This is a genomic window from Streptomyces sp. NPDC021115 (assembly GCF_044333065.1).
Lineage (GTDB): Bacteria > Actinomycetota > Actinomycetes > Streptomycetales > Streptomycetaceae > Streptomyces.
The window spans coordinates 567,975-590,305 of sequence record NZ_JBIRQF010000003.1 but is presented as its reverse complement, the minus strand read 5'-3'; the positions used below and the strand labels follow the sequence as shown (position 1 = coordinate 590,305).

The following is a 22,331-nucleotide window of genomic DNA, read 5'->3' as shown; positions in this document are numbered from 1 at the left end:
CCCGCAGGCCACTTCATTCCCACCGGACGGCCTGATACTGGTCTCAACGCCGGACCCTTGGAGGAGCCATGCCCGCACCTCTGTTCAGCCGCCGTCACGGGATGCGCGCCGCGGCCGCCGCCGCCCTCGCACTTCCGCTTAACCCCCAGCCGGAGGCCCGCGCCGATACCACCGGCGACGGCCCGGCCGTCCCCGTGGACGGCTCACAGCTGCACTCCATGACCTTCAACCTGCGCTACGCCAGCGACACCACGCCCAACTCGTGGGCCGAGCGGCGCCCGGTCATGCGGGAGCTGCTGCGCCGCGCCGCGCCCCATCTGCTGGGCACGCAGGAGGGGCTGTACGGGCAGCTGCGCGACATCGCCGCCGATCTCGGCCCGCGCTACGACTGGCTCGGCACGGGCCGGGCGGGCGGCAGCCGCGACGAGTTCATGGCCGTCTTCTACGACACCAGACGGCTGGAGCCGCTGGAGTACGACCACTTCTGGCTGTCCGACACCCCGTATGTGATCGGCTCCAACACCTGGGGCGGCGCCGTGGTGCGCATGGTCACCTGGGTGCGCTTCCACGACCGGGCCACCGACCGGGAGTTCTACGCCCTCAACACCCATCTGGACCATCTCAGCCAGTACGCCCGCGAGCGCGCCGCCGGGCTGATCACCGAGCGGCTGCGCGGGCTGGACGCCTCCCTCCCCCGCGTCGTCACCGGGGACTTCAACGTGGCCGCCCACCGCAACCCGGTGTACGACACCATGCTGGACGGCGGCGCGCTGGCCGACGCGTGGGACGCCGCCGACCGGCGCAGCAAGCTGTACGCCACCTTCCACGGCTACAAGCCGCTGGTACCGGACGGCGACCGCATCGACTGGATCCTCACCTCACCCGGGGTGCGCGTCCGGTACGCCGCCATCAACACCTACTCCAGCGGCGGGCAGTTCCCCAGCGACCATCTGCCGGTGCAGGCCGTGCTGGAGCTGTGACGGCGGGCCCGGCCCGGTGTCCGGTGCCCGCCGACGGTCAGGCGCCTTCCCGCAGGAAGAGCTCCACGACCGGCACCGCGACATCGGGCCGGACCACCGGCAGCGACAGGGTCAGCGTCCCCGGGGGCTGGCCGCCGAGCGTGGTGTTCTGGGCGGTGGCCGTGGGGTCGATCTCGCGGTAGTGGATCTCGGACGCGTCGTGCAGGAACTGCGCGTACTCCACCTTGCCGCCCAGGTCGGGGAGGTGCACATGGGTGAAGGGCCAGGAGAAGAGGTGGAGGTAGAGGCGGTTTCCGCGCTGGGTGTACCGGGCGTCGACCGGGGCGCGGTGTGAGGAGGGGCCCGCGCCGTAGATCGAGCGTGCGTGGCGGGACATCCACTCGCCGATGCCCTCCAGCGTGGCGACCGCGGTCGGGTCCAGCTCGCCGCGCCCGGTGGGCCCGACGTTCAGCAGCATGTTGCCGTTCTTGGAGACTCCGTCGATGAGCATCCGCACCAGGAGTTCGACGCTCTTGATGTTGAGGTTGTCGCGGTCGTAGCCCCAGCTGCCGTTGAGGGTCTGGCACGCCTCCCAGACCACCGGCTCGCCGTCGACCTCCATGGCCTTGTCGGGCTGGTACTGCTCCGGTGTGACCAGGTCACCGGGGATTTCGAGCCGGTCGTTCACGATGATCCCGGGCTGGAGGCGGCGGGTGAGCGCGAGCAGTTCCTCCGAGCCCCATTCGTCGGCGCCCTTGGCGTTGAACACCTCGCTGTGCCTGCCGCGCTTGTACGAGAAGTCGTAGAACAGGTAGTCGATGCGGCCGTAGCCGGTCAGCAGCTCCTCCACCTGGCCGTGCAGATACGCGCGGTACCGGGCCATGTCGCGGCCCTCGTTCAGCCGCTCGATCTCCTCCGGCGGGTCGTCGCGCCGCGGGTGGAGGCCGTCGACGACGAAGTCGGGGTGGTGCCAGTCGATGAGCGAGTGGTAGAAGCCGACGCGCAGCCCCTCGGCGCGCACGGCGTCGACGAACTCGGCGACGAGGTCCTTGCCGATGGGCGTGTGCACCGAGGTGTAGTCGGTGAGCTTGGAGTCCCACAGGCAGAAGCCGTCGTGGTGCTTGGTGGTGAGCACCACGTACTTCATTCCGGCCTGCTTGGCGGCCCGGGCCCAGGCGCGCGGGTCGTAGAGGTCCGGCTCGAAGTGGCGGAAGTAGCGGTCGTAGTCCTCGTCCGTGATGCGCTCCCGGTTCTTCACCCACTCATGTCGGGCCGGCAGCGCGTACAGACCCCAGTGGATGAACATGCCGAAGCGGTCCTCGGTGAACCAGGCGGGGATGGCCATTGACGCGGATTCCTTTCGGATGAGGCTGTGAAGGTTCAGCGGCCGCCGAGGCCGCTGGTGACGATGCCCCGGACGAGGTGCTTCTGGAGCAGGACGAGGAGGAGCACGGTCGGCAGCATCGAGATCACCGACGCCGCCATGACGAGGCTCCACTGGGTTCCCTGCTGGCCGAAGAACGCCTGGAGACCGAGCGGGATGGTCGCCCGGGCGTTCACGTCGTTGACGACGACCAGGGGCCACAGGAAGGAGTTCCAGTAGCTGATGAAGGTGAAGACGGCGAGCACGGCCAGGGTCGGGCGGGCCAGCGGCAGCATCACGGCGATGAAGGTCCGCACCGTGCCCGCGCCGTCGGCGCGGGCGGCGTCGTCCAGCTCCTGCGGCACGGTCAGGAAGAACTGCCGCAGCAGGAACGCGCCCAGCGCGGTGAACGCCCACGGGATGATGAGCGCCTGGAAGGTGTCCACCCATCCGAAGTTCTGCATCATCACGTACATCGGGATGATGAGGACGTCCTGCGGGATCATGAGCGTCGCCAGGAACAGGACGAAGACGACGTTCCTGCCGCGCCAGCGAAGGCGCGAGAAGGCGTAACCGCTGAACGCGGCGACCGCGACGTTGATGGCGGTACCGACAGCGGCGACGAACACACCGTTCAGGATGAACCGCTGGAACGGCAGATAGCTGAACACGTCCGCGTAGTTCTGCCAGCGGATCTCCGAGCCCCAGAGGGTCGGCGGCGTGGTGAAGGTGTCGGCCTCCGGCTTGAGGCTGGTGGCCACCATGTAGATGAGCGGCGCCATGAACGCCAGCGCGATCAGGCACAGAATCAGATAGCCGATGGACTGCCGGGCCCGTGAACCGGCCTTCGCCGCCTGCGTCTCGCTACTCATAGTGCACCCAACGCTTCTGGCCGAGGAACTGGACCGCCGTGATGCCGAGAATGATCACGAACAGCACCCAGGCGCCCGCCGAGGCGAGCCCGAGCTGCTGGGTCTGGAAGCCGGTGTTGTAGATGTACTGCACGAGCGTCTCGGTCGCCGTCCCCGGCCCGCCCTTCGTCAGCAGGAACGGCTGGGTGAACACCTGGAACGAGGTGATGAGCGTCATCATCGTCGCGAAGAATATCGACGGGGAAATGGCGGGGAATTTGATGCGCCAGAAAACCTGCCACGCACTCGCGCCGTCTATCTGCGCCGCCTCGAGCAGGTTGTCCGGCACCGCGTCGAGGGCGGCGGAGAAGATCAGCATGTTGTAGCCGAAACCCGCCCAGACGCTCATCGCGACCACCGCGAACATGGCCCAGGTGCTGTCCGCGAGGAAATTGGGCGCCTGCGCCCCGACCGTCGACTGCAAGCTCGAATCGATCAGGCCGCCGGGCTGGTAGAGCATCCGCCATACGACGACATTCGCCACGAGCGGCGTGATCGTCGGAATGAAGAACAGCACCCGGAAGACATGCCGGTGCCGGATACGCGGCGTCAGCCAGGCCGCGAGCCCGAGCGAGACCACGAGGTTCAGCGGCACATAGAGAGCCACGTACTCGACGGTGTTCCGCGCCACGGTCCAGAAGACCGGGTCGTCGAACAGCTGACGATAGTTGCCGAGGCCGATCCACGAGTGCTCCCCGAGCATCGGCCAGTTCATGAAGCTCACGACGAGGGACGCGACGATCGGGACGACCGTGAAGAGCGCCAGCCCGAAAGAGTGGGGAGTGGCGAACACCGCGCCCCACCACGAACGGCGCCCGATCTGCCGCTGCCCCGACCGCTCCCCGGACTCCCGTCCCGCCTTCCTGTGCTTCGGCCCCTCCCGTGGCACGCCCGCCACGGCGACCGCGCCCGTACCAGCCGCCGGCACCGACGCCGCCGCCCCGGGAGGAACGGCGGACGTCGACGCGAGCACCGGCTGGGACACCGATTCCGTCATTTCCTGACCTCTCTTGCCCCGGTCGCCCCTGTGCCCTCGGGTCGCCTCACTTCTGGAGCTGCCCCGCGATGGACTTCATCGTCTGCTGGCCCGACTGCTGGCCGTTCACGGCCTGGATGCCGTACTGGAAGAACAGCTGCTGGAGCTGGTCGCTCTGCTTGTTCCCGGGCAGCGGGGTCGACGCCTTCTGCGCCGCCTTGAGGACGGTCTCGACACCACCGATGTTGGCGTTGTCGTACCACGCCTGCTGCGCCGCCGTACGGCCGGGGAAGGCGCGCCCCTGCTGCGCGAGCGTCGTCAGCACCTTCTGGCTCGTCATCGTCTTGACCGCCTGGAAGGCCTGGTCGGGGTACTTGCACTGCTTGGAGATGCCGAAGCCGGAGCCCGCCGAGTAGCTGGACGGGGTGGTGCCGGCCTTGCCGACGGGTATGGTCGTGATCCCGATGTTGAAGTTGGCCTTCCCCTTGCGGTCGAGCAGCGACCAGGGGCCGTCGGGGTACATGGCCACCTTCTTGGCCACGAAGTCGTTGCCCGCGACCGAGGTGTCCGAGCTCGCCTGGGTGGCCCAGCCCTTCTTCTCCAGCGATCCGAGCCAGTCCAGGCCCTTGGCGAACTTCGGGTCCGACGTGTCGAGCGTGCCGTCCTTCTTGATGACACGGCCCCCGTTGTAGCCGAGGATCATCGACTCGAGGTTCATGTCCCCGATCGCCGAGCCGTACATCGTCTTCCCCGCGGCCTTGAACTTCGCCGCCGCGGCCTCGAAGTCCCTCACCGTCCAGCCCGGCTCGGGGGCCTTCGCGCCCACCTGCTTGAAGAGGTCCTTGTTGTAGAACAGCAGCATGGGGCCGGTGTCATAGGGCAGGGCGTAGATCTTCCCGTCGACCTTCAGGGCGTCGAGCGCGGTGGAGTCGAACTGCGACAGGTCGACGCCCTGCTTCTTCGCGAGGGAGTCGAGGGGCAGGAGGACATCGGTGTAGTTGGCCGCGCGGAGGCTCTGCATGCTGACGATGCACGGGGCGCTGCCCGCGCTCAGCTGGGTGCGGAGCTTGGTGAAGTAGTCCTCGAACGGCGCACCCTGGATGGTGACCTTCGCGCCTCCGGCCTTCTTGACCGAGTCCGCGACCTTCTGCCAGGCGGCCTTGTCGGCCGAGCCCGCGATCCACATCGACCAGGTGAGCTTGTCCTTCGACTGGCCCGATGTGCCGCCGCCGGAAGAGCATCCCGACAAAGTGAGACCCAATGCGGCAGCCGCCGCGGTGGCACTCACGAGGAGTCGTCTTTTCATAGCAGTGTCCACTTCAATTTTGCGTGCTCACATGGACGCACTCCGGCAGCACGGAATGGCGCGTGCGAATGCTGGAGAGAAAGCCGCCGATCGCGGCGTGTGGGGGCTTGGTGGGGAGGGGGAAATTCAGCTGCTGAATAAGACAGGCGCAGGGTACCCGGCGGCCACCTCATGGTGCGCTCGCGGCGTGCGGAAACAGAAGTCCCTGACCGTCGCTGCTGTGATCCGACCCATTGCGACTCCTTTGGCCGGTCCCTTTTACCAGGACGCATCGGCATCAGAACATCCGATGTATTGGGGTGTCAAGGCGTCGTACGGCCCTATTTTCGCGGCAATCGTCCCTGGGTGAGGGGCCAGAGTTTGGATGTCTCTCCGGGGCGCCGGCGAGGGCCGCCAGGCATCGCACGGAACATCCGATGCGTCCTGCCGCCGGACTCCGACAGGGCGGGCGGCAAGGGGCAGAAGGGACGGAAGGGGTCAGCCCAGCAGCCGCCGCTCGGTGGCGACGGCCACCGCGCCCGCCCGGGTGTCCACGCCCAGCTTCCCGTAGATCCGCCCCAGGTGGGTCTTCACCGTGGCCTCGCTGATGAACAGGGCGCGGGCGATCTCCCGGTTTCCCAGCCCCCGGGCGAGCTGCTGGAGGATGTCCCGCTCGCGCTCGGAGAGGGCGGGGCGGGGCGTGCGCATCTGGGCCATCAGCCGGTCGGCGACCGGCGCCGACAGCGCGGTGCGCCCGGCCGCCGCGTTCCGTATCGCCGCGAACAGCTCCTCCGGCCGCTCGGCCTTGAGCAGATAGCCGGTGGCGCCCGCCTCGATGGCCCGGGCGATGTCCGCGTCGGTGTCGAACATGGTGAGCACCAGCACCCGCGGGGCCGTTTCGTCGCCCGTGGACCGGGCGGAAGCGAGCCTGCGGGTGGCCTCCACCCCGTCCATGCCGTCCCCGAGCTGGAGGTCCATGAGCACCACATCGGGCCGCAGCCGCGCCGCCATGGCAAGTGCCTCCTCGCCGCTGCCCGCCTCGCCGACCACCTCGATGCCCGCGGTGCTGGACAGCAGCGCGAGCAGACCGGCGCGCACCACGGCGTGGTCGTCGCACAGCAGCAGCCGGACGGGCGGAGTGGCGGCGTCGGTCGGGGTCATGGTGCGGCGGTCCTCCGTGGTCGGGTGGCGGTGAACGTCAGGGGCTGTGGACATCAGGAGGTGGCGAGGGGGACGGCCGCCGAGACGACGGTGCCCTCCCCCCGGGTAGATTCGACCGTGAGCGTGCCCCCGAGCTGGCGCGCCCGCACCCGCATGGCGGGCAGCCCGTGGCCCCGCTCCCGGCCGGTGTCCGGGGTCCGGGGCCGCTCGGGGTCGAAGCCGCGGCCGTTGTCGGCGATGTCCAGCGAGATCTGGTCGTCCAGCCAGGTCAGAGTGAGCGCGGCGCGGGTCGCCCAGGCGTGTTCCCGTACGTTGGCCAGGGCGCCCTGGGCGATGCGCAGCAGCGCGGCCTCGACCCGCTCCGGCACCGGGCCCGGCACCCCGTCCAGCCGGAAGCCGACGGTCAGCCCCTCGCCGCACTCCCGGTCGGCCAGCGCGCGCAGCGCCTCGGCGAGGGTGCGGTCGGCGAGGTCGGCGGGGGCCAGGTCATGGACGAACCGGCGGGCCTCGGCGAGGCTGCGGGACGCGATCTCGGCCGCGTCCCGCATGTGGCGGCGGGCCGCGCCGGGGTCCGACGACCAGGTGCGGTCGGCGGCCTGGAGCAGCATCCGCTGGCTGGACAGCCCCTGTGCGAGGGTGTCGTGGATCTCGCTCGCCAGCCGCTGCCGTTCCGCGAGGATGCCCGCCCGCCGCTCGGTGGTGGCCAGATCGCGGCGGGTGCACACCAGGTCGTCGATGAGGAGGCGCTGCCGGGCCGTCTGGCGCTGGAGATGGACCAGGACGGCGGTGGCGACGGCGCTGATGGCCAGCGGGGCGATCACCACGTTCGGGTTGAGCCCTTCGTGGGACAGCCGCAGCTCGGTGGCGACGACCAGCACGGTGAGCACGGCCGCCAGCGGCACCGCGGTGCGCGCGGGCAGCGTCTGGAGCCCGGTGAACAGCAGTGGCATGGCGCACCAGGTGGCGCTCGGCGAGAGGGTCAGCAGCCCGGCCCAGACCACCGACACCGCGCCCAGCCAGGCCAGGTGCCGGGCGCTCGGCCGGGCGCCGGGGCGTGGCGCGGGGGCCAGCAGCCGCCCGAGCACATACAGCAGCCCGAAGGCGGCGAACAGGGCGACGGCGAGTCCGGTGTGCGTCCCCTCGTGGTCGCGGGTCAGGAAGCGGACGAGGGACGAGCCGAGCAGCAGCAGGAACGCCCCGTCCATGACCCACCGGAGCCACCGGGCGTCCGGATCGGCCCACTCGCCTTCCCCCACCTGACCGCGCCACATCGCCGCCCCTCCCTCTCTCCCGTAGCCAGTCCTATTACGGGGCACCGCGCCGCGCATCATCCGATCGGCTGACCCCGGCATCGCCCGAACCGCCTCGGGCCGGTGGCCGGTCCGCCGACCCCGACGGCCGTCACCCGCACGGATGCTGAGTTCAGGGGCCGCGACACACAGGCCGCGTCCCCGGGAAAGGATTTTTCATGCCCGCCAAGAACGTCACCGTCAACCGCGCCAGCCTCGGCCATCGCGTCTCCTACGCGCTCCGCCACCCCGAGCGGGTACCGCGCCATCTGGTGCGGGCCACCCGGGACGCCTGGCTGCGCTACCGCTGGCCGGACCATGTCGACTACTACCGCGCCGTGATGCGTTCCGACACCCGTGCCAGCGCGGACGCGGCGGTCGGCGGCCGTACCCGGGAGCGGTGGCTGGCGCTGGGCGCGATGCAGTTCGACTATCTGCTCAAGCACGGGCTGCGCCCCGAGCACCGCATACTGGAGATCGGCTGCGGCAATCTGCGCGCGGGGTGGCGTTTCATCCGCCACCTCGAACCCGGCCACTACTACGGCGTCGACATCTCCCCCGACATCCTGGTCGCCGCGCAGGACACCCTGGTCCACACCGAGCTCCAGGACCGGCTTCCCACCCTGACCCCCGTCCGGGACCTCACTCTGCGCTTCCTGCCCGAGGCGCACTTCGACGTCGTCCACGCCCACAGCGTGTTCTCCCACTCCCCGCTGCCGGTCATCGACGAGTGCCTGGCCAACGTCGGCCGGATCCTGGCGCCCGGCGGCTGGTTCGACTTCACCTTCGACCGCACCGAGGGCAAGGAGCACCAGGTCCTGCGGGAGGACTTCTACTACCGCACCGAAACCCTCGTCGACCTCGCCGCGAAACACGGTCTGAAGGCCCGCTTCATGGAGGACTGGGAGGAACTCCCGCACGGCCAGTCCAAGATCCGCGTCACTCACGGCAACGGCGGCTGAGGCTCAGCCGGACACGGCGGCCGGGCGTTCGGCCCCGGCCGCGCGCCGCCGCCGGATCAGGGTGACGCCGAGGACGGCGACCAGCGCGCCGCCGAGGGCGTAGGCGGCCAGCACCGCCAGGTTGGCGGTGATGCCGTGGCCGGAGAAGTACATGACGTGGCGTACGGCATGGGTGGCGGCGCCGTTGGGGAGGGCGGGGCTGAGCGCCCGCCAGAACGGGGGCAGCAGTTCGGGGCCGTAGGCGCCACCGGCGCTGGGGTTGCCGAGGACGACGAACAGCAGCACCGTGACGCCGATGCCGAGGACGCCGAACAGCACCTGGAAGGCGATCGTCACGGCGGCGGCGCCGAAGACCACCAGGGCTCCGATCGCCGACAGGGCGAGGAAGTGTCCGTTCAGGGCGCCGAGCAGCGGGCCCACGATGGCTGCGCCGCCCAGGCCGGAGAGCACCGCGTACGGCACGGCCGCCAGCAGGCGCCGCCCGGCGGCGCGGGCGGTGGCCGGGCGGGCGCCGAGGGACACGCCCAGCAGCGCGGCGAGCAGGTAGCCGCCCACGGTCCAGCCCACCACCAGGTAGAAGCTGCTCAAGCCCCGGGCGTCGCCCGCCTGCGCGGGATGCGCGTCGACCACGGACACGCCGCGGTGTTGCGACTTCTCGGCCTTCTCCAGCACCGTTTCCAGCGCGGTCGCCGTGGAGGCGCCTCCGGCACCGGCGACCAGGAGGGTGTCGGTGCGGCCCTGGGGCTTCACGATCAGCGCACCGCTGATCTCCCCGTCGCTCAGCCGCTCGCGGGCCGTGGCCTCGTCGGTGGCGGTGGCCTTCAGCGGGTGGTCTGGGAGCGCGTTGAGCTTTTCCACCGCGCCCGGCGCCACCCGCTCCGGCGCCGCGACCGCGATCGGGATGCGGTGCGGCTGGGGATGGTGGAACGCCCCCACGTACGACAGGACGAATCCCAGCTGGAGCAGCAGCGCGCCGACGAGCATCGCCGCGATGCGCGGCGGGACCGCGCCGCGCAGCCGGGCCCGGAATCCCCCGGGCGCCGGGGCCTTCCCCTTCTTCGGCCGGTCCGCGTCCGGCTCACCGCTCTGCGCGGCCGTGGCCGCGTCCGGGGTCTCCGTGTGGTCCGTATCCACCTGACTCACTGATCCGCACTTCCCTCGATCACCGACGGGTTCGATACATCATCGTATCGGATACACGAGTGTATCGAACTAGGATGGGCGGCATGACGGAAGCCAGTAACAGCGCACTCGACCGCCGGGCGCTGCGCAGCGGACGCCGCGCGGACGGCACCCCCACGCGCGTCACCCGGCGCCGGGCCGAGACCCGGGAACGGCTGCTGGCCGCGGCGCTCACGGTCTTCGCGGAGCGCGGCTTCGGCCGCGTGGGAATCGAGGAGATCTGCGAGGCCGCCGGGTACACGCGCGGCGCCTTCTACTCCAACTTCGACAGCCTCGACGAGCTGTTCTTCGCGCTCTACGAGCGGCAGGCCGCGCTTCAGACGGCCCAGGTGCGGGACGCGCTGGACGGCGCCACCCCCGACGAGGGGCTGGCGGCGCTGCTGGACCGGGTGGTGGACGCGCTGCTCATCGACCGCACGTGGGTGCTCGTACGCACCGACTTCATGCTGTACGCGGCGCGCGACCCGGACACCGCGGCGGCCCTGATCCGGCACCGCGAGGCGCTGCGCGAAACGCTCCAGCCGATCGTGACCGCGTACGTCGACCCCGGCGCCATGCCGCCCGGGCTGAGCGACCCCGGGTCCCTGACGGCGGCGGTCCTCACGATCCACGACGCGGCGGCGGGCCGGTTGCTGCTCGACCCGGACATCGACGCCCTGCGGAGCTGGCTGCGCGACATGCTCACCGCGCTGCTCACCCCGCGGCGCTGAGCGGCGGGAACGGGCGGGGACGGTGGGGTGGGTGGCGAGCCGCCACCCACCCCACCGCGGGTCAGCGCGCGGCCGCTGCCGCGCGGCGGCGGCCCGCGCGGGTGATCAGCACCGCGCCGATGACCATCAGCAGGCCCACACCCGCCGAGCCGAGACCGATCGTCACCAGATCGGTCTCCAGGGGCGGATGCTGGGTCTTCGGCGTGCCGTCCGGGGTGGCCAGGTGCTCCTTGCCCGTGTACTTCGCCGGGACCGTCCCGTCGGCGGGCGGCTTCGCGGCGGCCCGGACGGCGGCCGCGGCGTCGATCGGTCCGTACCCGACCAGCGCGTCGCGCCCGCCTGCCGGATGGTGTGCGGTCTTCGTCAGCACGGTGCGGACCTGGGCCGGGGTCAGCTTGTCGTTGTGCGACAGCATCAGGGCCACCACGCCCGAGGTGAGCGCGGCCGCGGGCGAGGTGCCGTTGACCGGCTCGTAGCCGCCGGTGTTCTTCGCGCTCATGATGGCCACGCCGGGCGCGGCCACCGAGTTGTACGTCCGTACCGTGGAGAACTCGGCGCGGCCGCCGCCCTGCTGGGTGGCGGCCACGGCGATCACGCCCGGATAGCCCGCCGGGTACGAGGCGTCGTTGAACATGTCGCCCTCGTTGCCCGCCGAGGCGACGACCGGAATGCCCTTCTGGGCCGCCCTGGCCAGCGCGTCGACCTCGTCCTCGTCGTAGGAGTCGCCGAACATCTCGCCACCGAGCGACATGGAGATCACATCGGCGCCGTGGTCGACCGCGTAGTCGATGCCCTGGGCGACCGGGCTGATCCCCTGCCGGATCTCCCCGCCGTGGTCCTTCTTGTCGTCGATCACCCGGACCGACAGGATGCTCGCCTTCGGGGCCACCTTGAGGACGTCCGAGGCCATCGCGGTGCCATGGCCGCCCCAGCGCGGATCGCCGGGCTTCAGACCGTCCTTGAGGAAGTCGGGGCCGGTGGTCACCTTGCCGTTCAGCGCCACGTGGTTGGTCATGACGCCACTGTCCAGGACCGCCACCTTGATGCCCTCGCCCTGGGCGGTGGCCTGTGCCGACGCCAGGCCGAGGGCCTTCGCCTCCCAGCTGGTGGGGGTGGGGGTGGCGGCGGCCGCGGGCGGCGCGGCCACCACGCCCAGCACCGAGCCGAGGACGGCCGCCGTCGCGGCCGCGCCGAGGCGCGCGCCGGTGTGTCGCCGGACGCTCATGAGGTCCCCTCCATCAGCAGATCCATGAGGTGCAGGTTCAGGGCGTCGACGAGACCGTCGGCGGCGCCGCGCCACGGCGCGCGGTCCTGCTTGGCGTCGAGGCTGTACCGGCCCCACTCGCCCGGCAGCTCGCCCGCCTTGCGGCCGTCGACGGCACCCGCGGAGACCATCAGGGCGTAGGGGAGGTACATCTCGGTGACCGACTGCCCCGCCGAGCCGTTGGCCCGCGCGTCGCTCCACTTGGCCGCGATGGTGCCGGGGACGCCGTACGCCTTCACACCGGGCCCCGGGTTGTCCTTGTCCTTCTCGGCGTCGAAGAACGTGCTCATCTCCGTCTTCGCGGAGTCGCTCTCCGGCAGGACGATCAGCGCGGCGGTCGCCACGGTGTTGCCCGTCGGGTCCACATAGGTGGCGCGCAGCACGGCCTTGCAGCCCAGCTTCTTCGCCTCGGTCGCGGCGGCGCCGCTCAGCCCGTCGTCACAGCCGGTCTGCTGGGATATCCCGACGCGGTGCCACTGCGCGCGCTTGCGGTCGGTGGTCTCGGACTGGGTGTTCTTGCGGGGTGCGAGGGTGTCCGGGAAGAGCGCGTCCGCGCGCTCGTTGCGCCACATCGACGCGCCGTACTCGGTGCGGTTGGCGATGTTCTGGCTGTGGTTGGAGTAGGCGTGCGCGGTCAGCGCGCCACCGCCGAGCATCGCGAGCCCGCCGACGATGCCGAGGAAGGCGCTGAGGCAGGTGCGCCCCGTGTTCTTCTGCGGCTGCGCGGGCGGCGGCGGTTGCGGGGCGGACATGGCGCCGCCGTACGGAACGCCCTGGGGCCCTGACCCGCCGTACGGTGCGCCCTGGGCCCCCTGGCCTCCGTACCCCGGTGGCCCCTGCCAACCCTGCTGACCGCCGGGCGGCGGGGGCGGTGGCATGGACGGCGGCATGGGCGGTGGGGGTGGCACGGGCGCTGGGCCCTGCTGGGGTGGGTATCCGTAGGGCCCGGCGTTGGCGTGGCCTTCGGGTGGCGGCGGGTACGACATGGGCTCCCCTCCTCGGTGTCGGCGGCCGATGAGCGGGCGCAGCACGACAGAGGAGACCAACCTCCGGCACACGCCCCCGCACGTGCAGAGGTGAACCTTACAGATCGTGACGGGAAACGGAGCAACCGGCCCCGGACAACGCCTGGCTAGCCCTTCCGGTACACGGTGATGGAGTGGCCGACCTCGTCGACGGGGCGGCTGCGCTCGATCAGCGCAGCCAGCCGCCCCTGCGCGCGGGCGACCGAGGAGTCCGACACGACGAGCAGCCCGCGCACCCGGTCCGGGGACACCCGGCGCGGGTCGTGGGCGCGGATGCCGTACGCGGGGGGCACACCGCTGCCCTTGTACACCAGCCACACCCGCTGGTTCCGGTAGCGCTCCCGGAGCCGGTCGGCCAGCCGCCCCAGGTCCTGGCCCCAGTCGACGTTCGAGTCGTGGAGATGCCGGTGGGTGCCGGCCGGACCGCCGAACGCCTCGTTGGCGTACGGCAGGTAGTACGGGAAGGTCCGCAGCGAGCTGACCGCCACGCACACCACCAGCACCGCCGTCACGCCGCGGGCCCCTCGCCACCGGAGGGTGACCACCCCGGCCGCGGCGACCGCCAGGAACATGGGCAGGAAGAGCGCGTACCGCACACCGAGGTCGCGGGCTCCGTTCATGGCCACGGCCAGCAGCACGGCCGCGGGCAGCAGGACGTACGGCGCGGCGGGCCGCATCCGGGGCACCGCCACCATGGCGACGGCGCCGACGGCCCACAGCGCGAGCATGCCGAGCGGCGTCTTCACCAGCAGAGCGGCGGGCAGGTAATACCAGAGCGAGCCGTCGTACTGGCGGCCGAACAGGAAGCCGCGCCACAGCTGGTTCTCGAATCCGAACTGGATGCGCATCCCGTCCCGGAACGGCTCGGGCACCGGCAGCAGGTCGACGGCGAGCCCGCGCAGCCCGTGGACGGCGGGCACGTTGCCGGGCGCGGTCCAGCGCAGCCGCGGGTCCACGGCGAGATACGTGGCCCACACCACGGCGAGCGCGACCAGCGCCATGCCCACGGCGCCCGCCACCCCCAGCGCCAGGACCCGCACCCTGCCGCGCCATGCGGTGCCGCGCCATCCGGTGCCGGATGTGCCGGAGCGGGCGTACGCGTACGACAGCACCGCCAGCAGCATCAGCACCGGAACCGCGGGCAGCACACTCATCTTGGTGGCCACGGCCGCGCCGAGCGCCGCCCCGGCGAGCGGCAGGTGGCGTAACGGGCGGCGGCGCGCCCGCCACAGCAACCACACCGAGGTCAGCAGGAAACCGGCCATCGGTACGTCGAGCGTGGCGAGCGAGCCGTGCGCGATGACATCGGGCGAGAACGTGTACAGGGTGAGCGCCGCCACTCCGCCCAGGAGACCGGCCAGCTCGGTTGCGAACGCGAAGACGACCAGCCCGAACAGCAGCGTCAGCACGATCACCGGCAGCCGCGCCCACAGCATCAGCTGCCAGGGGTCGTTGCCCGACTCGTACAGCAGGCGCCGCCCCAGCGCCCCCTGGTCCCCGGTGAAGCCGGGGGCGAGGCGGGCGTGGGCGAACAGCAGCCCGGTGGCGATGACGAGCTTGCCGAGCGGCGGGTGTTCGGGGTTGAACCGCAGGCTGTGTTCCTGGAGGTACGTCTTCGCCGTCCCCACGTACACCGGCTCGTCGATGGTCGGCGTCTGCTCCACGGCCGCGGTCACCATCGCGACGGCCATCTGGGCGAGCAGCACCGCCACGAGGACGACGAAGGCCACCGCCACGCGGCGCCGCCGCGCCTCACCGGTCAGTGGCGCCCCGCCCCGCGGCCCTCCGGCCCGCACCACCGGGCCCACGGCCGCGCGGGTCACCCTGTCGAGGACACCTGCCACGTGCATGGCACCCGACCATAATGGTGCGCATCCGCGAACGGGCGCAGGAACGCGAACTCAGCGTGAACCGCAAAAAGCGTGCGGGGCGGGAGGGCGTGTGGGTGCTAGCGGGCGGTGCCGAAGTCCTGCGTCCAGTAGTTGTCGGCCCCGGAGAGGCCGACGCCGATCTCCTTGAAGTCGCAGTTCAGGATGTTGGCCTTGTGGCCGGAGCTGTTCATCCAGCCCTCCATCACGCTCTTGGCCGAGCCGTAGCCGTAGGCCACGTTCTCGCCGTAGGTGCTCCACGAGTAGCCCGCGCGCGTGATCCGGTCGCCGGGCGAGGACCCGTCGGAGCCGGTGTGCGACATGTTGCTGTGCTCGGCCATGTCCTCGCTGTGGGCCTCGGCGGCCTCGGTGAGCTTCGCGTTCACCTTCACCGGCGAGCACCCCACCTTGGCACGCTCGTCGTTGACGAGCTCCACGACCTGGGCCTCGGCACTGGACGCCGCGGACGACGGGGCGGCGGCGGCCTTGGTGGCGGGCGCGGTGGTGGCCGGGGCCTTGGACTTCGCCGCGGCCGGGGCGGTGTCCGACAGGGTCGTGGCGGGGGTGGACGTCGTACGGGTTCTCGGCGTGGCGGAGGCCGACCGCGAGGCCCGCTTCGTCGCCTCGGCGCGCTTGGTCGTCGCCGGTTCGTCCGCGTCCCGGTGGTGGCCCTTCTTCTCGTGCCGCGACTGGCTCTGTTCCCGGCCCTGTCCGTGCTCCTGCTTCGCGGAGGCGCTGGTCTCGACGCCATGGGCCGCGTTGCTCTTGTCGTCCGGCCCGTTCAGACACGCCATCGCGACGGACGGCACACCCACGGCGGCCACCGCGACGGCGGCGACGGCTATCTTCCGGTGGTGGGTCTTGGTGGTCCGGTGCTTGCTCATGCGTGTCCCTCACTCGGTAGTCACGGCACGCCCTCCCCCATGTGCGGCCGACTCTGTACGCGGCGAAGCCAGGACTGCCGAGGCGCGGTGTGGGCCGTCATTGTTAGGGCCGCGCCGAAACCACTGCAACAAGTGTTCGCTACTACCCGGGGTCGTAGCGCGGCCGACGCTTGCGAAGGAACACCGAGGTGTGCTGTGCCGCTCCGGTGAAGGAGATGTGACGGTGCCCTGCCGCCGGAACCCCTGGTGGACTTGGAGCCGGGCAGGACACCGGCCCCGCGGCGAAGCCGGATACGACATGTCGGCAAGAGCCGAAAAGTCTCCGATTTCGCCGAGCGGGTATCTACTATTGCGCCCGGTTCATTCCCGGGGCCGGTGTGACTGTTGTCATGAGTCCCGCCACGTTCAGTTGACGGAGATCCGCGCGGCCACGCAGGGGTCCTCGTTGCGGTAGCCGAGGCGGGTGTAGAGCCGTTCGGCGGGGGCGTTGTCGGCGAGCTGCCACAGCGTGCAGAAGCCGTGGCGGCGCACCGCGTACCGGGTCAGCCACGACGTCAGCGCCGCGCCCAGCCCCTGGCCGCGCTGGGCGGCGTCCGTCGCCACGGACGCCATCAGCGGGGCGCCGCTGTCCCGCAGGCTGCTCAGGGCGCCACAGGCCACCATCCGGCCCTCGTCGTCACGGATCGCACACCACAGGCTCACATTCGCGGAGTCGGGGCCGGTGGAGTAGGCGGGGCTGTGTTCGCCGAGGAAGGCGAGCAGTTCGTCGTGGTGGCTCTCGTCGAGGACGACCACGCGCTCCTCGCCCCGCTGCACGGGCGGCTCCTCCATCGTCCAGCGGAACACCCACTCGACGATGTCGTCCACCGGAAGATGGCGGGCGACCAGGGCGTCGGTGCCGCGCGGCCCGGTGAACTCGCGCACCTGCTCGGGACGGCGCTGCGCGGCGCTCAGGACGAGCCCGGCGGCGGCCTCCGCGCCGCCGACGGTCCACACGTGGCCACGGCTGTCGTCGAGCCATGCCGCTGCGCCCGGGCCCGACCAGCTGATCCGGCCGGCCGGTCGCGGCCGCGCCGCGCCGAAGCGCAGCAGCGCGGAACCGGGTCGCAACTCCAGGCCCTGGTCGAACAGGTCCGTGGTCCGGGGAGGAAGAGTCGTTGCCAGCATCGCTGCCTTCAGGATGGACGGGGTGGAGGACGGCGACAGCCCGGACGCGCGCGGGCGCGACCGGAGACTGTCCTGATGAGGTATGGGGAGCCCGTCGGCGGCTGCGCGCAGGGGCGCGCCCGGCCGGGCGGGCGGTCCACTGTCGCACACGGCCCCGGGCCGGGGGCAAATCGACCGCGGCGCCCACCAGGCGTTCCTCCGATTGCCGCGGAAGTGTCCCCCGCCGTTCAGGACACCGATGCCCCGCGGCTCCCTGTCCCCGCGGGGCCAACTCCCCCTGGGCCACGGGCGGTCCGTGCCGGACCCGTCAGCCCGTACCGTCCGGCTCGGCCATCCCGGCCAGCCCCTTCGGCAGTGGCGTGGTGTGCACCACTCCCAGCCGCTGGGTCGCCCGGGTCAGCGCCACGTACAGGTCGCTCGTCCCGAACTCCCCCGGCTCGGCCACGATCACCGTGTCGAACTCGAGACCCTTGGCCTGCCGCGGGTCCAGCAGGACCACCGGGCTGGTCAGGTCCGGGGAGCGACCGCCGGACGCGTCCGGGAGCGCGGCCACGAGGGCGTCGTGGTGGCCGGGCGGGGCGATCACCGCGAGGCGGCCCTCCGCCCCCGACTCCCGCGCCACGGCGTCGGCCACCGCGCCCGGCAGGTCGGCGGTGTGCCGCGCCCAGGGGCGTACACCGGTGGCGCGGACCGAACGCGGCGGCTCGAAGCCGGGGTCCGCGGTGCGGGCCACGTCCGCCGCGACGGCCATGATCTCGGCCGGGGTGCGGTAGTTGACGCCGAGCCGGGTGTGCTCCCAGCGGTCCTCGACGTACGGGGCGAGGATCGACGGCCAGGAGCCGCAGCCGCCCGGCTCAGCGGTCTGCGCGGGGTCGCCGACCAGCGTCATGGAACGGGTCGGGGACCGGCGCATCAGCAGCCGCCACGCCATCGGGGACAGCTCCTGCGCCTCGTCCACGATGATGTGGCCGAAGGCCCAGGTGCGGTCGGCGGCGGCGCGTTCGGCGGCGCTGCGGTGGTCGGCCTCCTCATTGCGGTCCGCCAGGCGTTCGGCGTCGATGAGGTTGTGGGCGGCCAGCACCTCCGACTCGTCGTCCTCGCGGTCCTCGAACTCCTGGGTGCGGGAGCCGTAGGAGAGGTCGAGCACGCCCTGCGCGTACTCGATGCGCTCCAGCCGCGCCCCCTCGGCGGCGGCGCGGGCCGCGGAGTCGTCCTCGCCGAGCAGTTCGGCGGCCTCGTCCAGCAGCGGCACGTCCGCCGGGGTCCACGCGCCGCCGGTGCGGCGGATCGCGGCGGCGTCGGCGTCGGACACGTGGACGGGGTCGGTGAGGAAGTCCTCGACCAGCCCCTCCGGGGTGAGGGTGGGCCACAGCTCGTCGATGGCGGCGTGCACCTCGGGGCTCGCCGCGATGGCCTTGCCGAGCTGGGCGATGTCGTCGGGGCCGAGGAGGTTCGGACCGCCGTACGGGTCGGCGCCGATCCGGTCGGTCAGCTGGGCGGTCAGCGCGTCGATGACACTGAACGCGAAGTGCGGCCGCGCCAGGTTGTGCGGCAGCCGGGTCTCACGCGCGCGCCACCGCGCGTCGCTCGCGATGTCGGCGTCCAGGATCAGGTCACCGTCGTCGTGGTCGATCACGATCTCCGGGTCGGGCAGCGCCTGCCGGTCCGTTACGAAACGGGCCAGCGCGTCCGCCATCGTGGCGCGCCCCTTGGCCTCGGCGGCCGCCGGGGTGTCGGTGCCGGTGGCCGTCACCCCGGGGTACAGCTCGCCGAGCGTGGCGAGCAGCACACCGGTCTCGCCGAGCGCGGGCAGCACCTCGCCGATGTAGCCGAGGAACGCCGGATTGGGCCCCAGGACCAGCACCGCACGGCGGGCCAGCAGCTCACGCTGCGCGTACAGCAGATAGGCGGCGCGGTGCAGCGCCACCACGGTCTTGCCCGTACCGGGGCCGCCCTCCACGACGAGGACACCGTGGTGCGGGGCGCGGATGATGCGGTCCTGCTCGGCCTGGATGGTCTGCACGATGTCGTGCATCCGCCCGGTACGGGCCGAGTCGAGCGCGGCGAGCAGCACGGCGTCCGCGTCGCTGTTCTCGTGCCCGGTCCGCACGGTGTCCGACAGGTCCAGGATCTCGTCGTGCAGCGCGGTGACCTGCCCGCCCTCGGTGGTGATGTGCCGACGGCGGCGCAACCCCATCGGGGTGTGGCCGGTCGCCAGATAGAACGGGCGCGCCACATCGGCCCGCCAGTCGATGACCAGCGGGGTGCGTTCCGCGTCGTCGCGCCGGATGCCGATGCGCCCGATGTGGTGGTCGCGGCCGTCACGGAACTGGAGCCGCCCGAAACACAGCCCCCGCTCCCCCGCGTCGAACGCGGCGAGCAGCCCGGACCGCTCGGCCACCAGCACATCGCGTTCCAGCCGCGCCTGGAAGTTCCGCCCCTCCATCGCCAGGGCGTCACCCACCGCCTCCTCGGCCCCGGCCCGCAGCTCGGCGAGGCGCGCAAGGAGCAGGTCGATGAATTCCTGTTCCTGACGCAATTCCGCGTTTGACAATTCAACTCCCGCTGGATATGATGGCTTCATCGAGTTCTTATATGTGCCGAATATGCGCAGGCACACAAATCCCCAATATACGCGGCGGAACGCCCCGGGCTCAAGGCAGCCGGGGCTTTTTCTGTTTCTCCGCCACTTCCGGGTCCAGCCGGATCAGGAGCACGCCGTACGCCACGGTCCAGACCACCCACAGCAGCCACCCGGCGAGCCCGAGCGGCCCGAAGGCGTCGCTCCGGCCGAAGAACCACTTGGCGAGGGTGGTGGCAGAAGCGATGAGCAGCGCGACCGACACCAACCCGAGACGTCCGTGCCACCGCCGGATGAGCCCGGCACGCAGCCCGCCGACGGACAGGCCCACGAGGGCGGCCCGCGCCGAACATGGTGGCCAGCACCCAGGCGGTCGGAGTCAGCGCCGATCCGATGCCGATGATGCGGCTCTTGGCGCCGAAGAACGCGACGACCGCCACCAGCCCGGCGGGTGCCTGGATCACATTGCTCAGGGTGATCGTCGCGGCGAACCCGGGTTTCAGTGAAGGAGCGACACGGCCGGCGCCGTCGTCGAGGAGGCGGTCGAGGGTGTCGGCGAGGGTGCGGCGTTCGCAGGATCAGGTCGGCGGGCGTGCAGTCGAGGATGCCGCAGAGGGTGACCAGCACCGGCGGGGACAGTCGTTCCGGGGGGCCGGAGACCAAGCGGTGGACCTGGGAGGAGGACAGCGTGATGCCGCGTTCGGTCGGGTGTGGCATGAGTTCGGCGACGGTGGCACACGCCTCGGGCGGCCATCATTCGCGCAGGCACCACCGGTAGCTGATCTGGCGTGGCATCAGGAGGTCCTTCCCGGCCGCAGAGCGGCCTCGATGGTGGCGTCCAGGACGCGACGCGGAGAGCGGGTGCGGAAGTCGGAGGAGACTCAGATGGAGATCGCGGTGGTCGAAGCGTGGTGGTGGCCGACCTGCTGCCGGACGAACAGCGGGTCGTGGCCGTCCTCGATCAGGTGGGTGATGCAGGGCCTGCACAGCGAGTGGAACTCCAGCGCGGGGCCCAGACCGACGGCGTCGAGTCCCACGCCTACCTCGACGATTTGGTGGGCGCGTTCGCCACCAAAACCGGCCTCGCCCGCCCGGTGCTGCCGTGGCAGCACACCCTACGCACTCCGATCGGCCATGTCCCACAATCGCAACCCGGTCCTGGCCACTCTCCTCCGCAGCACCGTCCTCCAGGTGCCCCACTGGCCACAGGCCCGCGACTGACGGGCTTCAGGGCGTGATGCGGTCCGAGACCAAGACGTAGTCGTAGTACAAAGGGTCGCCCTCTTCGTCCATGGGATATTCGTAGCTGCTGGTATTGGCAAGGATGACGTTGAGATCCGGCAGTCCGTCGAAGCCGAGATCGTTCTCTTCCACCGGATGGCCCCGCTCCTCCAGCTGCTGCTGCAACCCCTCATGCGGCGTACGGAAGACGTCCAGCCCTTCGAGCAGGACGCGGACGTCCGCATTCTCGTTACGGAAGCGCGACACCTCGATGGAGTTCAGAAACTCGTCCTGGCGGAAGATGAGCACGAAGGCGAACCGGAATTCCTCGTGTGAGACGACGAACTTGCCGGGTGGCCGCTCATCTGGGCCATTCACGACCGTACCCCACTCCCGGGCTGCCGCCATCGCCTCGTCAAAGTGCATGCCGATCCGAAACGACGCGACGCCGATATGCGGCAAAAGTTCGATTTCCATCCTTGATCCCTCACTGAGCCTTTTCCGGCCTGCTGACCGGCAGAAAGACTGTCCCATCGACCGGGGCAGGGGAGCCGGACCGGGCCGCCTGCCCTCTGGTAGCTCTTGTCTGCGCAGCAGTTGAGGCCGGCCTCGGCGAGGCGTCGATGATGCCGTTGGCGCGTATGCGCCTGTGGCGGACATGACCATCCTTACGATGTTTCTGCGCTTTTCTTCGTGGTGTGGGGTCGCCGACCGCTCGTCGAAACACCCGGAGGGGGCGAGCGTTCACGGCCGTGAACGCTCGCCCCCTCCGGGTCAGCAGCGGCCAGCGCTACACACCAGCACCATCGGCGGTGGGTGTGGCCAGCAGTTGCAGCTCCCAGGCGAGCGCGATTCCGCTACCGCCGCCGTGGTCGGAGAGAACCTGCTGGAGCGCGTTGGCCGTTGACTCGCGAGCCCAGTCGCGCTGCCATTCGCTGATCACGGCCATCCAGGTGATGGGCACCACGCCGGCCTGCTCCATGCGACGCACCGCCATGTCGTGCGTCTCGGCACTGGCCCCGCCGCAGGCGTCCGTGACGACGAAGACGTCGTACCCCTCACCCAGCGCCTGGATGGCGGGCATGGCGACGCAGACCTCCGTCCACAGCCCGGCAATGATCAGCTTCTTGCGCCCCGTTCGCTCCACGACGTCGACGACGCGACGGTCTTCCCAGGTGTTGATGAACGTGCGGTTGATCGGCTTCTGGTCCGGAAAGACGTCCTGGAGGCCCTTGATGAGGTAGCCGCCACGTTCTTCTATCACCGTGGTCAGCACCGTGGGGACGTCGAACGCCTTCGCGGCCTTGGCCAGGCCGACGGCATTGTTGACGATCATGGTTGAGTCGTGGCTGTTGAGATTGGCGAACTGGAAGGGCTGGTGGTCGATGAGCACCAGGACGCTTTCCCCGGGGGTGAGCAGTGCTTCGAGTCCGGCCTTTGCGGTGCGTGTCATGATGGTTCCTTCTGTGTGATGGGTTGAGCGTTCGATGGTGAGGGTCAGAGCTGTTCGGGTGATGCCATCC

At 71.0% G+C, this 22,331-nt stretch carries 20 protein-coding genes and 2 pseudogenes; 3 read left to right on the top strand and 19 right to left on the bottom strand.

The features are described 5' to 3' along the window. Positions 1 to 68 precede the first annotated feature (68 nt). A complete protein-coding gene (locus tag ACH4TL_RS12620; protein WP_398318087.1) occupies positions 69 to 980 on the top strand; it encodes an endonuclease/exonuclease/phosphatase family protein in 912 nt (303 codons plus the stop codon). A gap of 37 nt (positions 981 to 1,017) precedes the next feature. Here ACH4TL_RS12620 and ACH4TL_RS12615 read toward each other — a convergent pair whose 3' ends face one another. From ACH4TL_RS12615 to ACH4TL_RS12590, 6 genes are all read right to left on the bottom strand, one after another. Then, the gene (locus tag ACH4TL_RS12615; protein WP_398318090.1) at positions 1,018 to 2,304 is read right to left on the bottom strand and encodes an alpha-L-fucosidase; all 1,287 of its coding nucleotides are present in this window, start codon (positions 2,302 to 2,304) and stop codon (positions 1,018 to 1,020) included. Between the two features lie 35 nt (positions 2,305 to 2,339). Beyond that, on the bottom strand, positions 2,340 to 3,194 hold the full coding sequence (locus ACH4TL_RS12610; RefSeq protein ID WP_398318093.1) for a carbohydrate ABC transporter permease: 855 nt from the start codon (positions 3,192 to 3,194) through the stop codon (positions 2,340 to 2,342). Continuing rightward, positions 3,187 to 4,230, bottom strand: coding sequence for a carbohydrate ABC transporter permease (locus ACH4TL_RS12605; protein WP_398318096.1), 1,044 nt, complete (start codon positions 4,228 to 4,230; stop codon positions 3,187 to 3,189). Before ACH4TL_RS12605 ends, ACH4TL_RS12610 begins: the two co-directional genes overlap by 8 nt. 46 nt (positions 4,231 to 4,276) lie before the next feature. Further along, complete coding sequence (locus ACH4TL_RS12600; RefSeq protein WP_398318099.1) at positions 4,277 to 5,497, bottom strand: ABC transporter substrate-binding protein; 1,221 nt, start codon at positions 5,495 to 5,497, stop codon at positions 4,277 to 4,279. A gap of 495 nt (positions 5,498 to 5,992) precedes the next feature. Next, a complete protein-coding gene (locus ACH4TL_RS12595; RefSeq protein WP_398318102.1) occupies positions 5,993 to 6,655 on the bottom strand; it encodes a response regulator in 663 nt (220 codons plus the stop codon). 53 nt (positions 6,656 to 6,708) lie between these two features. Next, positions 6,709 to 7,926 (bottom strand): sensor histidine kinase, encoded by a 1,218-nt coding sequence (locus tag ACH4TL_RS12590; protein ID WP_398318104.1) that lies wholly within the window; start codon positions 7,924 to 7,926, stop codon positions 6,709 to 6,711. 197 nt (positions 7,927 to 8,123) lie between these two features. Between ACH4TL_RS12590 and ACH4TL_RS12585 the strand changes: the two genes are divergently transcribed. Continuing rightward, positions 8,124 to 8,906 carry a class I SAM-dependent methyltransferase gene (locus ACH4TL_RS12585; protein WP_398318107.1) on the top strand — a complete coding sequence of 261 codons (783 nt, stop codon included), beginning with the start codon at positions 8,124 to 8,126 and terminating at the stop codon, positions 8,904 to 8,906. A gap of 3 nt (positions 8,907 to 8,909) precedes the next feature. Here the strand turns inward: ACH4TL_RS12585 and ACH4TL_RS12580 are convergent, their stop codons facing one another. Then, positions 8,910 to 10,040 carry a DUF3533 domain-containing protein gene (locus tag ACH4TL_RS12580; RefSeq protein ID WP_398425235.1) on the bottom strand — a complete coding sequence of 377 codons (1,131 nt, stop codon included), beginning with the start codon at positions 10,038 to 10,040 and terminating at the stop codon, positions 8,910 to 8,912. A 92-nt stretch (positions 10,041 to 10,132) separates the two neighbouring features. On the opposite strand from ACH4TL_RS12580, the gene ACH4TL_RS12575 reads away from it, so the two are divergent. Further along, on the top strand, positions 10,133 to 10,798 hold the full coding sequence (locus tag ACH4TL_RS12575; RefSeq protein ID WP_398318113.1) for a TetR/AcrR family transcriptional regulator: 666 nt from the start codon (positions 10,133 to 10,135) through the stop codon (positions 10,796 to 10,798). 61 nt (positions 10,799 to 10,859) lie between these two features. Here the strand turns inward: ACH4TL_RS12575 and ACH4TL_RS12570 are convergent, their stop codons facing one another. The 12 genes and pseudogenes from ACH4TL_RS12570 to ACH4TL_RS12515 form a co-directional block, all read right to left on the bottom strand. Continuing rightward, positions 10,860 to 12,023 (bottom strand): S8 family peptidase, encoded by a 1,164-nt coding sequence (locus ACH4TL_RS12570; RefSeq protein ID WP_398318116.1) that lies wholly within the window; start codon positions 12,021 to 12,023, stop codon positions 10,860 to 10,862. Then, positions 12,020 to 12,814 carry a hypothetical protein gene (locus ACH4TL_RS12565; protein ID WP_398318118.1) on the bottom strand — a complete coding sequence of 265 codons (795 nt, stop codon included), beginning with the start codon at positions 12,812 to 12,814 and terminating at the stop codon, positions 12,020 to 12,022. Before ACH4TL_RS12565 ends, ACH4TL_RS12570 begins: the two co-directional genes overlap by 4 nt. A 380-nt stretch (positions 12,815 to 13,194) precedes the next feature. After that, positions 13,195 to 14,937 carry an ArnT family glycosyltransferase gene (locus ACH4TL_RS12560; protein WP_398318121.1) on the bottom strand — a complete coding sequence of 581 codons (1,743 nt, stop codon included), beginning with the start codon at positions 14,935 to 14,937 and terminating at the stop codon, positions 13,195 to 13,197. A gap of 98 nt (positions 14,938 to 15,035) precedes the next feature. After that, positions 15,036 to 15,839 carry a CAP domain-containing protein gene (locus ACH4TL_RS12555; protein WP_398318124.1) on the bottom strand — a complete coding sequence of 268 codons (804 nt, stop codon included), beginning with the start codon at positions 15,837 to 15,839 and terminating at the stop codon, positions 15,036 to 15,038. Between the two features lie 405 nt (positions 15,840 to 16,244). Further along, positions 16,245 to 17,006, bottom strand: coding sequence for a GNAT family N-acetyltransferase (locus tag ACH4TL_RS12550; RefSeq protein ID WP_398318127.1), 762 nt, complete (start codon positions 17,004 to 17,006; stop codon positions 16,245 to 16,247). A 307-nt stretch (positions 17,007 to 17,313) separates the two neighbouring features. Then, complete coding sequence (locus ACH4TL_RS12545; protein ID WP_398318699.1) at positions 17,314 to 19,545, bottom strand: HelD family protein; 2,232 nt, start codon at positions 19,543 to 19,545, stop codon at positions 17,314 to 17,316. Positions 19,546 to 19,660: 115 nt separating this feature from the next. Then, positions 19,661 to 19,918: a hypothetical protein gene (locus tag ACH4TL_RS12540; RefSeq protein ID WP_398318737.1), complete on the bottom strand. Its 258-nt coding sequence runs from the start codon at positions 19,916 to 19,918 to the stop codon at positions 19,661 to 19,663. Between the two features lie 305 nt (positions 19,919 to 20,223). After that, a pseudogene (locus ACH4TL_RS12535) lies at positions 20,224 to 20,304 on the bottom strand (XRE family transcriptional regulator); the annotation flags it as partial. A gap of 164 nt (positions 20,305 to 20,468) precedes the next feature. Beyond that, complete coding sequence (locus tag ACH4TL_RS12530) at positions 20,469 to 20,699, bottom strand: hypothetical protein (protein ID WP_398318130.1); 231 nt, start codon at positions 20,697 to 20,699, stop codon at positions 20,469 to 20,471. A 115-nt stretch (positions 20,700 to 20,814) separates the two neighbouring features. Next, positions 20,815 to 21,285: a hypothetical protein gene (locus tag ACH4TL_RS12525; protein ID WP_398318133.1), complete on the bottom strand. Its 471-nt coding sequence runs from the start codon at positions 21,283 to 21,285 to the stop codon at positions 20,815 to 20,817. Positions 21,286 to 21,311: 26 nt separating this feature from the next. After that, positions 21,312 to 21,457 (bottom strand): annotated as a pseudogene (locus tag ACH4TL_RS12520) (IS5/IS1182 family transposase); the annotation flags it as partial. A 141-nt stretch (positions 21,458 to 21,598) separates the two neighbouring features. Continuing rightward, on the bottom strand, positions 21,599 to 22,261 hold the full coding sequence (locus tag ACH4TL_RS12515; RefSeq protein ID WP_398318136.1) for a hydrolase: 663 nt from the start codon (positions 22,259 to 22,261) through the stop codon (positions 21,599 to 21,601). Positions 22,262 to 22,331 lie beyond the last annotated feature (70 nt).

What these genes read in the sequence shown, in the direction of transcription:
- ACH4TL_RS12620 (WP_398318087.1), top strand. Translation starts at nt 69, where the DNA reads ATGCCCGCACCTCTGTTCAGCCGCCGTCACGGGATGCGCGCCGCGGCC.
- ACH4TL_RS12615 (WP_398318090.1), bottom strand. Translation starts at nt 2,304, where the DNA reads ATGGCCATCCCCGCCTGGTTCACCGAGGACCGCTTCGGCATGTTCATC.
- ACH4TL_RS12610 (WP_398318093.1), bottom strand. Translation starts at nt 3,194, where the DNA reads ATGAGTAGCGAGACGCAGGCGGCGAAGGCCGGTTCACGGGCCCGGCAG.
- ACH4TL_RS12605 (WP_398318096.1), bottom strand. Translation starts at nt 4,230, where the DNA reads ATGACGGAATCGGTGTCCCAGCCGGTGCTCGCGTCGACGTCCGCCGTT.
- ACH4TL_RS12595 (WP_398318102.1), bottom strand. Translation starts at nt 6,655, where the DNA reads ATGACCCCGACCGACGCCGCCACTCCGCCCGTCCGGCTGCTGCTGTGC.
- ACH4TL_RS12590 (WP_398318104.1), bottom strand. Translation starts at nt 7,926, where the DNA reads ATGTGGCGCGGTCAGGTGGGGGAAGGCGAGTGGGCCGATCCGGACGCC.
- ACH4TL_RS12585 (WP_398318107.1), top strand. Translation starts at nt 8,124, where the DNA reads ATGCCCGCCAAGAACGTCACCGTCAACCGCGCCAGCCTCGGCCATCGC.
- ACH4TL_RS12575 (WP_398318113.1), top strand. Translation starts at nt 10,133, where the DNA reads ATGACGGAAGCCAGTAACAGCGCACTCGACCGCCGGGCGCTGCGCAGC.
- ACH4TL_RS12570 (WP_398318116.1), bottom strand. Translation starts at nt 12,023, where the DNA reads ATGAGCGTCCGGCGACACACCGGCGCGCGCCTCGGCGCGGCCGCGACG.
- ACH4TL_RS12565 (WP_398318118.1), bottom strand. Translation starts at nt 12,814, where the DNA reads ATGTCCGCCCCGCAACCGCCGCCGCCCGCGCAGCCGCAGAAGAACACG.
- ACH4TL_RS12560 (WP_398318121.1), bottom strand. Translation starts at nt 14,937, where the DNA reads ATGCACGTGGCAGGTGTCCTCGACAGGGTGACCCGCGCGGCCGTGGGC.
- ACH4TL_RS12555 (WP_398318124.1), bottom strand. Translation starts at nt 15,839, where the DNA reads ATGAGCAAGCACCGGACCACCAAGACCCACCACCGGAAGATAGCCGTC.
- ACH4TL_RS12550 (WP_398318127.1), bottom strand. Translation starts at nt 17,006, where the DNA reads ATGCTGGCAACGACTCTTCCTCCCCGGACCACGGACCTGTTCGACCAG.
- ACH4TL_RS12525 (WP_398318133.1), bottom strand. Translation starts at nt 21,285, where the DNA reads ATGGAAATCGAACTTTTGCCGCATATCGGCGTCGCGTCGTTTCGGATC.
- ACH4TL_RS12515 (WP_398318136.1), bottom strand. Translation starts at nt 22,261, where the DNA reads ATGACACGCACCGCAAAGGCCGGACTCGAAGCACTGCTCACCCCCGGG.